Source organism: Bergeriella denitrificans NBRC 102155, assembly GCF_001592185.1.
Classification (GTDB): Bacteria; Pseudomonadota; Gammaproteobacteria; order Burkholderiales; family Neisseriaceae; genus Neisseria; species Neisseria denitrificans.
The window spans coordinates 1-8,604 of sequence record NZ_BCWL01000082.1 but is presented as its reverse complement, the minus strand read 5'-3'; the positions used below and the strand labels follow the sequence as shown (position 1 = coordinate 8,604).

At 55.6% G+C, this 8,604-nt stretch carries 11 protein-coding genes; 7 read left to right on the top strand and 4 right to left on the bottom strand.

Features of this window, described 5'->3' with window-relative positions:
• Positions 1-177: 177 nt before the first annotated feature.
• From rplI to rpsF, 4 genes are read right to left on the bottom strand one after another with little or no spacing between them, the layout of a single operon-like run.
• Complete coding sequence (gene rplI / locus BDE01S_RS05925) at positions 178-630, bottom strand: 50S ribosomal protein L9 (RefSeq protein WP_066078637.1); 453 nt, start codon at positions 628-630, stop codon at positions 178-180.
• Positions 631-644: 14 nt separating this feature from the next.
• Complete coding sequence (rpsR, locus tag BDE01S_RS05920) at positions 645-875, bottom strand: 30S ribosomal protein S18 (protein ID WP_054599043.1); 231 nt, start codon at positions 873-875, stop codon at positions 645-647.
• 6 nt (positions 876-881) lie between these two features.
• Positions 882-1,178 (bottom strand): primosomal replication protein N, encoded by a 297-nt coding sequence (gene priB, locus BDE01S_RS05915; protein WP_066078634.1) that lies wholly within the window; start codon positions 1,176-1,178, stop codon positions 882-884.
• A 3-nt stretch (positions 1,179-1,181) separates the two neighbouring features.
• A complete protein-coding gene (rpsF, locus tag BDE01S_RS05910; protein ID WP_066078631.1) occupies positions 1,182-1,553 on the bottom strand; it encodes a 30S ribosomal protein S6 in 372 nt (123 codons plus the stop codon).
• 282 nt (positions 1,554-1,835) lie between these two features.
• Between rpsF and pstS the strand changes: the two genes are divergently transcribed.
• The 7 genes from pstS to BDE01S_RS05875 all read left to right on the top strand — a co-directional run bounded on the left by pstS (position 1,836) and on the right by BDE01S_RS05875 (position 8,561).
• Positions 1,836-2,963 carry a phosphate ABC transporter substrate-binding protein PstS gene (gene pstS / locus BDE01S_RS05905; protein ID WP_066078628.1) on the top strand — a complete coding sequence of 376 codons (1,128 nt, stop codon included), beginning with the start codon at positions 1,836-1,838 and terminating at the stop codon, positions 2,961-2,963.
• A 288-nt stretch (positions 2,964-3,251) separates the two neighbouring features.
• The gene (pstC, locus tag BDE01S_RS05900) at positions 3,252-4,211 is read left to right on the top strand and encodes a phosphate ABC transporter permease subunit PstC (RefSeq protein ID WP_066078625.1); all 960 of its coding nucleotides are present in this window, start codon (positions 3,252-3,254) and stop codon (positions 4,209-4,211) included.
• The gene (gene pstA / locus BDE01S_RS05895; protein ID WP_066078622.1) at positions 4,208-5,044 is read left to right on the top strand and encodes a phosphate ABC transporter permease PstA; all 837 of its coding nucleotides are present in this window, start codon (positions 4,208-4,210) and stop codon (positions 5,042-5,044) included. Before pstC ends, pstA begins: the two co-directional genes overlap by 4 nt.
• Before the next feature lie 9 nt (positions 5,045-5,053).
• Complete coding sequence (gene pstB / locus BDE01S_RS05890; RefSeq protein ID WP_066078620.1) at positions 5,054-5,809, top strand: phosphate ABC transporter ATP-binding protein PstB; 756 nt, start codon at positions 5,054-5,056, stop codon at positions 5,807-5,809.
• 94 nt (positions 5,810-5,903) lie between these two features.
• Complete coding sequence (phoB, locus tag BDE01S_RS05885; RefSeq protein WP_066078617.1) at positions 5,904-6,593, top strand: phosphate regulon transcriptional regulator PhoB; 690 nt, start codon at positions 5,904-5,906, stop codon at positions 6,591-6,593.
• A gap of 50 nt (positions 6,594-6,643) precedes the next feature.
• The gene (gene phoR / locus BDE01S_RS05880; protein ID WP_066078615.1) at positions 6,644-7,942 is read left to right on the top strand and encodes a phosphate regulon sensor histidine kinase PhoR; all 1,299 of its coding nucleotides are present in this window, start codon (positions 6,644-6,646) and stop codon (positions 7,940-7,942) included.
• Between the two features lie 247 nt (positions 7,943-8,189).
• The gene (locus BDE01S_RS05875) at positions 8,190-8,561 is read left to right on the top strand and encodes a hypothetical protein (protein ID WP_066078610.1); all 372 of its coding nucleotides are present in this window, start codon (positions 8,190-8,192) and stop codon (positions 8,559-8,561) included.
• Positions 8,562-8,604: the final 43 nt, after the last annotated feature.

Sequence of the window (8,604 nt, the reverse complement as noted above, 5' to 3'; positions counted from 1 at the left end):
GCTGAAAATGTGGATTTTCAGACAGCCTTTTGGCATGGATACGGATTGGACACGGTAAGATGCTGCTTATCCCAAACGCATGTTCACTATATAGTCGGAATGGAACGCTTTAACACACAACAAAAAAAGCCGTCTGAAAAACCTAAGTTTTTCAGACGGCTTTTTTATCGCTTTACATTACTCGGCAGCGGGTACGACTGCAACGGTAATTTTAGCAACGGCATCAGTGTGCAGAGCCACTTCTACTTCGTACTCGCCGACTGCTTTCAGCGGGCCTTCCGGCAGGCGAACGTTGGCTTTGACAGCTTCTACACCGGCAGCTACGATGGCGGCGGCGATGTCGGCATTGGTTACGGAACCGAACAGGCGGCCGTCCACACCGGCTTTTTGCGCGATGGTAACGGTTTGGCCGTCCAATTTGGCTTGACGCGCTTGGGCATCGGCCAAGATTTCGGCTTGTTTGGCTTCCAATTCGGCACGGCGTGCTTCGAATTCTTTCATGTTCGCTTCGGTAGCGCGTTTGGCTTTACCGGTCGGAATCAGGAAGTTGCGGGCGTAGCCGTTTTTCACGGTTACGATGTCGCCCAGGTTACCCAAACCGCCGATTTTTTCTAACAGAATAATTTGCATGATTTAAGCTCCAATTATTTGTGTTGGTCGGTGTAAGGCAACAGAGCCAGGAAACGGGCACGTTTTACCGCTACCGCCAATTGGCGTTGGTAGTGGGCTTTGGTGCCGGTAATGCGGGCAGGGATGATTTTGCCGTTTTCAGAGATGAAGTCTTTCAGCAGATCAACTTGTTTGTAATCGACTTCTTGGATTTTTTCAGCCGTAAAACGGCAGAATTTTCTGCGTTTGAATGATTGACGAGCCATTGTCGTTTAACCTTTATATTCTTTAATGTTTTGTATCCGCAGTATCGGACGGGGGAATCGTTGGCTGCGTTGTGCTAAAAAACCATCGACTTCTACCATGACATTTTGCCGATACTGCCACTCTTCAGCCTGTTTACCCAACAAGCGGGCGGGCATTTCGAATTTGACCAGGCATTTCTGCCCGTTTTCTTCCTGCCAGGATTCGTGCCTGAGCAACAAATCGAGTACGGGAATGCCTGCCGGTGTGTAACGCAGCGTGCCGATTTCGGCGGCTTGCGCGGTAAGGTGTAGAAGATTGTTCAAATCTTATTCGGCTGCTGCAGTTTCTTCAGCCGCACCGTTCAGCAGGTTTTTGGCTTTTTCGCCGCCCAACATCGGAGAGGCTTCGGTAACAGCGTGTTTGGTCTTGATGGTCAGGTGACGCAATACGGCGTCGTTGAAGCGGAAAGCGGTTTCCAGCTCTTCAACCACTTCTGGAGTGGTTTCGATGTTCATCAAAACATAGTGTGCTTTGTGGATTTTGTTAATCGGGTAAGCCAGTTGGCGGCGACCCCAATCTTCCAAGCGGTGAATCGTACCGTTGGCTTCGGCAATCATGGCTTTGTAACGTTCAACCATAGCGGGCACTTGCTCGCTTTGATCAGGATGAACGATAAACACGATCTCGTAATGACGCATGTTATCTCCTTATGGATTCATAAACAGCCTTCCGTCATGCGAAAGCGGAGGGCAAGGTTGGAAAACGCGTTATTGTATCTGAAACGCTTTCTGCTGGCAAGCCTGTATTTTGACTGCCCGAGCCCTGCTCCGGCGCGGCGCAGGCCGTCTGAAAAATCAGGCTTCACTGTTTTTCATCAATCACCGTTTTTTTCGGCGCATGTCATGAAGTTGTAACAGAGCCTGCCTAAACTGAGCCCGTCACCACAACACGTTCAACGACACATCTGCAAGGAATATACCATGAAGAAATCTGCACTCAGCATCAGCGTATCGGCCGTTTTGGCTTTGGCAGCCTGCGGCGGTGAGCCGAAAACCGCACAGGCGCCGGAAGCGCCGAATGTTGCCGTATCGGCACCGAGCGCTTCCGAACCGAAACAGCAGCAGCCCGTCGGTCTGGATATTACCGGCGCGGGTGCTTCATTCCCGCAGCCGATTTATGTCCAATGGGCCAATGCCTTCCAACAGGCTACCGGCAGCCGCATCAATTACCAGTCTATCGGTTCTTCCGGCGGCGTGAAGCAGATTACCGCAAAAACCGTGGATTTTGGCGCGAGCGACTCGCCTTTGTCTGCGGACAAACTGGAAGCCGAGGGCTTGGTGCAGTTTCCGACCGTTATCGGCGGCGTTGTGCCGGTGATTAATGTGGAAGGCATCGCGGCGGGCGAACTGAAGCTGACCGGTGAATTGCTGGCGGAAATCTATCTGGGTACGGTAACCAAGTGGAACGACCCGAAAATCCAAGCCTTAAACCCCGAAGCCAAACTGCCGGACAGCGCGATTACCACGGTATTCCGTTCAGACGGCTCGGGCACCAGCTTTATTTTCACAACCTATCTGAGCCAAGTGTCGAAAAACTGGCAGGAGCAGGTCGGCGCAGCCAACACCGTTAAATGGCCGACTTCCGCCGGCGGTGTGGCCGGTAAAGGCAACGAAGGCGTGGCGAACTACGTTGCCCGCGTGGCCAACTCCATCGGTTATGTGGAATACGCCTACGCCAAACAGAACAATATGGCGCACGTCCAACTGCAAAACGCAGCGGGCAATTTCGTGCAACCTTCGCAGGAAACATTTGCCGCCGCCTCCAAAGTGGACTGGAAAAGCGTCAAAAGCTTCAGCTTAGTGCTGACCAACCAGCCCGACGCGCAAGCATGGCCGCTGGCTGCCGCTACGTTCATCTTAATGCATAAGCAAAATGCCGACCCTGCCAAAGCCAAATCGGCGCTGGAATTTTTCGACTGGGCTTACAAGCAAGGCGATGAAGCCGCCCGCAAGCTGGATTACGTGCCACTGCCGGACGAAGTCAAAGACTTAGTGCGTCAAGAATGGAAAAATATTCAAGACGGCAACGGCAAGCCTGTATTGGATTAATCAATCCTAAACCGGCAGGGCTTGCGCCCTAAGCCTGAACGCCGCAACACCGGCAATATTTCAGACGGCCTTGCCGTTTTACAGGGGCTACAGGCCGTCTGAAAATTTTGAAAACTCTGAAAACTGAAGTTGCGGAACATATAAAGGATGGCCTTATCTGCTTGTTCAGTTATTCATCCGTATTCAGCCATATTGCCAATATAGTCGAAGCAATTAATTTTTCCGACTATAAGCCCCGTTTTCAGACGGCCTGCCCCCGCTCTGTTTGACACCACCGAAAGACCGCCCATGCACCCTTCTTCCGCACGTCAGCTCAAGTCCCAGCAAAGGCTGGATTGGATTTTTGTCGGCTCGACACGATTGTTTGCATTTTTGGTATTGGCCGGCTTAGGCGGCATTTTGATTTCGCTGCTGATCGGCGCCATGCCGAGTATCCAAAAATTCGGCTGGGGCTTTTTTACCTCCGCCGAATGGGACGCCGTTGCCGGGCAATACGGCGCGCTCGCGCCGGTGTTCGGCACTTTGGTCACTTCCGCCATCGCACTGCTGATTGCCGTACCCGTCAGCTTCGGCATCGCCGTTTTCCTCACCGAGCTCTGCCCCGTGTGGCTGCGAAAGCCTTTGGGCATCTGCGTGGAACTTTTGGCCGGCATACCGTCGATTATCTACGGCATGTGGGGTTTGTTTGTATTCGCCCCATTTTTTGCCGAACACATCCAGCCGTTTCTCATTCAATATTTGGGCGCGCTGCCGCTGCTCGGCCAGCTTTTCCACGGCGCACCGATGGGCATCGGCCTGTTTACCGCCGCGCTGATTTTGGCCGTAATGATTATTCCTTTTATCGCTTCGGTCATGCGCGACGTATTTGAAATCACGCCCCAGCCCCTGAAAGAAGCGGCCTACGGCTTGGGCGGCACGCAATGGGAAGTCATCCGCCATGTCGTTTTGCCCTACACCAAAGCCGGCGTAGTCGGCGGCATCATTTTAGGGCTGGGTCGCGCACTGGGCGAAACCATGGCCGTGACCTTCGTGATTGGCAACACCTTCAATATCAGCCCCGGCCTGTTCCAATCCGGCGTATCGATTACCTCCGCGCTGGCCAACGAATTTGCCGAAGCCGTCGATCCGCTGCACTTGTCCTCATTGCTCTATCTGGGCCTTATCCTGTTTTTCATCACCTTTGCCGTATTGTGCTGCGCCAAACTCATGCTTTTGAAAATGCAACAGTCCGAAGGAAGCAAATCATGAACCGCATTTACCGCAAACGATTATGGCAAAACCGGATTTATCTCGGCATCGCCTGCTGCATGATGGCATTCGGCCTGTTTTGGCTGGCATGGATTTTCCATACCCTGCTCGCCAACGGTTTAAGCGGCATTTCCACACAGCTCTTCACGCTCGACACCCCGCCGCCCGGCATGGAAGGTGGCCTGCGCAACGCCATTACCGGCAGCCTGATGATTACCCTTTCCGGCCTGGCCATCGGCACGCCCGTCGGCCTGATGTGCGGCATTTATCTGGCGGAATTCGGGCGCAACGGCAGACTGGCGCAGGCCGTCCGCTTTATGAACGACATTTTGCTTTCCGCCCCGTCCATCGTCATCGGCCTGTTTGTCTATGAGCTTGTCGTCATCAACCAAGGGCATTTCTCCGGTTGGGCGGGCGCGCTGGCTCTGGCCTTGCTGGTCGTACCGGTGGTGGTACGCACCACGGAAAACATTCTCAGGCTGGTGCCGGACAGCCTGCGCGAAGCCGCATTTGCCCTGGGCGCGCCCAAGTGGAAGCTGGTGCTGGCCGTAACCCTCAAATCAGCCAAAGCCGGCGTGCTGACCGGCATCCTGCTGGCCTTCGCCCGCATTACCGGCGAAACCGCTCCACTGCTCTTTACCGCGATGAACAACCAGTTCTTCAGCACTGACATGAACCGCCCCATCGCCAACCTGCCCAACGTCATTTACCAATTCGCCATGAGCCCCTACGACGACTGGCACGCCCTGGCCTGGGCCGCCGCGCTGCTGATTGCCGCAGCCGTATTGGCCGCCAACATCTTGGCACGTTATCTGGGTAAAACGGCCAAATAAGGAACCACCATGACCACCAAAATCACCGTTGAAAACTTCAATTTCTACTACGGCACATTCCACGCCCTGAAAAACATCAACTTAGACATTCCCGAAAAGCAGGTTACCGCCTTTATCGGCCCCTCCGGCTGCGGCAAATCCACGCTGCTGCGCGCCTTCAACCGCATGTACGACCTCTATCCGGGCAACAGGGGCGAAGGAAAAATCCTAATCGACGGGCAAAACATTCTGGACAAACACACCGACTTGAACCTCTTACGCGCCAAAGTCGGCATGGTCTTCCAAAAACCCACCCCGTTTCCCATGTCGATTTACGACAACATCGCTTTCGGCATCAAACTGTATGAAAAACCCAGTCGCAGCCAGCTGGACGAACGTGTAGAATGGGCATTGAGCAAATCCGCCTTATGGGGCGAAGTCAAAGACAAACTCAAGCAAAGCGGCCATTCGCTTTCAGGCGGCCAACAGCAGCGCTTGTGCATTGCCCGCGCCATCGCCACACGCCCCGAAGTCTTGCTGCTGGACGAGCCGACTTCCGCACTCGATCCGATTTCCACCGCCCATATCGAAGAATTGGTCACCGAGCTGAAAAAAGACTACACCATCGCCATCGTCACCCACAACATGCAGCAGGCCGCGCGCGTATCCGACCGCACCGCCTATATGTATCTGGGCGAGCTGGTCGAAGCAGGCGACACCCAAACCATCTTTACTAAGCCGCAGAAAAAGGAAACCGAAGACTACATCACCGGCAAATTCGGCTAAGCGTCCGCCACAGCCCGGCAAGGCCGTCTGAAAACAGATACGCCATATTTTCAGACGGCCTCTTCCCGCAACACAAGACAAAAAGAGAGAAACCATGTCCGCCTACATCCTGATTGTCGAAGACGAACCCGCCATCGCCATGCTGATCCGCTTCAACCTCGAAGCCGCAGGCTACCGCACCGCCACCGCTGAAAACGTCGCCCAAGCCGAAGACCTTCTCAAAAACGAACTGCCCGACTTAGTCTTGATGGACTACATGCTGCCCGACATTTCCGGCATCGACTACATCCGCCGTCTGCGCGCCCAAAGCCGCACCCAAAACCTGCCCATCATCATGCTGACCGCCCGCAGCGAAGAAGACGACAAAGAGCTGGGACTGAACAGCGGCGCCGACGACTACATTACCAAACCCTTCTCCCCGCGCGAACTGCTCGCACGCATCAACGCCCTGCTGCGCCGCCTCGCCCCCCAAAAAAGCAGACAGATTTTAGAAGTGTGCGGCATCCGCCTCGATTCCGACAACCGCAAAGCCGTCTCTTCAGACGGCACAGAGCTGCCGCTCAACCCCGTCGAATTCAAACTCCTGCACTTCTTCATGGCCCACCCCGGCCGCCTGTACAGCCGCAGCCAGCTGCTCGATTTCGTCTGGGGCGACCACGTTTTCATCGAAGAGCGCACCGTAGACGTACACATCCGCCGCCTGCGCAAAGCCCTCGAAACAGCCGGCCTCGCCCACCTGGTGCAAACCGTCCGCGGCGGCGGCTACCGTTTCGGCACAGAATAAGCACCCCAATTTTCAGACGGCCTCCACCTTTCCGGCATCGCCTTACACTTATGATGAACCGACTGTTTTACCTGCTCCCGCCCGCCTTGGGCACACTCTTCTCCGCCGCCGCCGGCTACGCCTATTACGGCCTCACCGGCGCACTCGCCGCCACTGCCGCCGCCCTGCTGCTCGTCGGCTTACTGCATTTCCACCAAATGCACAAACTCCTCAAATGGCTGGAGCAGCCCGAACCCGAATCCATCCCCTTCGCCGGCGGGCTGTGGGACGAAGTCTTTTCCACCCTGCTCAAACAAAGCCTGGCGCGGCGCAAACAAAAGCGCAAGCTGCAGCAAGCCCTGATGCGCTTCAACCTGGCCGCCGAAGCCCTGCCCACCGGCATCATCATTCTCGACCGCCACGGCCGCATCGAATGGCAAAACCGCCTGTCCGCCACCCACTTCAACCTCGACCGCAGCCAAAGCAGCGGCCGCATCCTGACCGAGCTACTGTCCCTGCCCCCGCTGCAAACCTTTCTCACGCGGCGCGGCGAGCAACACCTGCGCCTGGCCGTCCCCCAAGCCCACCCCATTCCGCGCACCCTGCTGATTACCTGCTGCCCGTTTGAAAAACACAGCCGCGTCCTCATCAGCCAAGACATCAGCACCGTCGAACAAATCCAAACCAGCCACACCAACTTCGTCGCCAACGTCTCGCACGAATTACGCACACCCCTGACCGTCATCAGCGGCTTTCTCGAAACCCTGCACAGCATGCCCGATATGCCCGAAGACCAACGCATCCAATTTCTCGCCCTGATGCAAAAAGAAAGCAGCCGCATGCAGAGCGTACTCGACGACCTGATGACCCTCTCCAAACTCGAAAGCAGCCACCACCGCGAACAAAACAAAACCCGCATCAGCCTGAGCCTGCTCGCACAGCAAGTCGCCGACGACACCCGCACACTTTCAGACGGCCGCCACCAAATTCACACCGACATCGCCCCCGACCTACACCTAAACGGCATCCACACCGCCCTATACAGCGCCCTGAGCAACCTCGCCTTCAACGCCGTGCGCTACGCCCCCGCAGGCAGCCGCATCACCATCCGCCTGAACATGGAAAACAGCCTGCAGGCCCGCTTCAGCGTCGCCGACAACGGCCCCGGCATCGCCGCCGAACACATCCCGCGCCTAACCGAACGCTTCTACCGCGTCGATAACGGCCGCTCCCGCCAAAGCGGCGGCACCGGCCTCGGCCTCGCCATCGCCAAACACGCCCTGGCCGTACACCACACCCGTTTGGACATCGCCAGCGAAGTCGGCAAAGGCAGCGAGTTTTCCGTATTATTTGATGTAGAACGCGCTTAGTTTTGCCGCATTCCGCTATCCGCCATTCCTAAATCCCGGCCTGAAGCCAAAAAGCCGTCTGAAAATGCGGCATGATGCGGATGCTCAATACTGCGCCGCCCAAGCTGCAAAAATAAGTAAGCAAATCCTTAAAACAACGCAATCCGGGTAAAACCCCGTTTATCTGCTTTCCCGCGCACACGCTATTGGCTATGATGCCTTGACTTCCGTTGCCGCCCGGCAACCGACACCAACAAGAGGAAAGACCATGTCTCAAACCAAATCCCTGATGTTCGCCGGTATGCTGGCGCTGTTCTCCACCGGCGCATTGGCCGCCGCCGTGCCGTCTGAAATTTACCAACCGGCCGGCGCGCACACCGTCAAAGCCGACCGCCAAAACGACGGCGAGTTTGAATACGAAGCCGAGCTGCCCGCCCGCAGCACTTCCGTCAAAGCGCTGGCAAACAAAGTGATTGCCCATGCCCGCAGCAAAGGCTTCCGCATTGTGGAATCGGAAATCAAGCGCGATGAAGCGGATTTGGAATTCAAACGCGGCCGCCACACGCTGGATGTTTCCATTGATAAAGAAGACGACGGCCGTATCGAATACAAAGCCGATTTGGATTTAGATCACAACTGATACGCCGCATATAGTCGAAGAAAATAAACATGAGACAAGGCAG

Bases quoted from the DNA above. Each gene is read 5' to 3' on its own strand.
- BDE01S_RS05875 (WP_066078610.1), top strand. From the start codon at position 8,190: ATGTCTCAAACCAAATCCCTGATGTTCGCCGGTATGCTGGCGCTGTTC.
- pstS (WP_066078628.1), top strand. From the start codon at position 1,836: ATGAAGAAATCTGCACTCAGCATCAGCGTATCGGCCGTTTTGGCTTTG.
- rpsR (WP_054599043.1), bottom strand. From the start codon at position 875: ATGGCTCGTCAATCATTCAAACGCAGAAAATTCTGCCGTTTTACGGCT.
- phoB (WP_066078617.1), top strand. From the start codon at position 5,904: ATGTCCGCCTACATCCTGATTGTCGAAGACGAACCCGCCATCGCCATG.
- pstB (WP_066078620.1), top strand. From the start codon at position 5,054: ATGACCACCAAAATCACCGTTGAAAACTTCAATTTCTACTACGGCACA.
- rpsF (WP_066078631.1), bottom strand. From the start codon at position 1,553: ATGCGTCATTACGAGATCGTGTTTATCGTTCATCCTGATCAAAGCGAG.
- pstC (WP_066078625.1), top strand. From the start codon at position 3,252: ATGCACCCTTCTTCCGCACGTCAGCTCAAGTCCCAGCAAAGGCTGGAT.
- pstA (WP_066078622.1), top strand. From the start codon at position 4,208: ATGAACCGCATTTACCGCAAACGATTATGGCAAAACCGGATTTATCTC.
- rplI (WP_066078637.1), bottom strand. From the start codon at position 630: ATGCAAATTATTCTGTTAGAAAAAATCGGCGGTTTGGGTAACCTGGGC.
- phoR (WP_066078615.1), top strand. From the start codon at position 6,644: ATGATGAACCGACTGTTTTACCTGCTCCCGCCCGCCTTGGGCACACTC.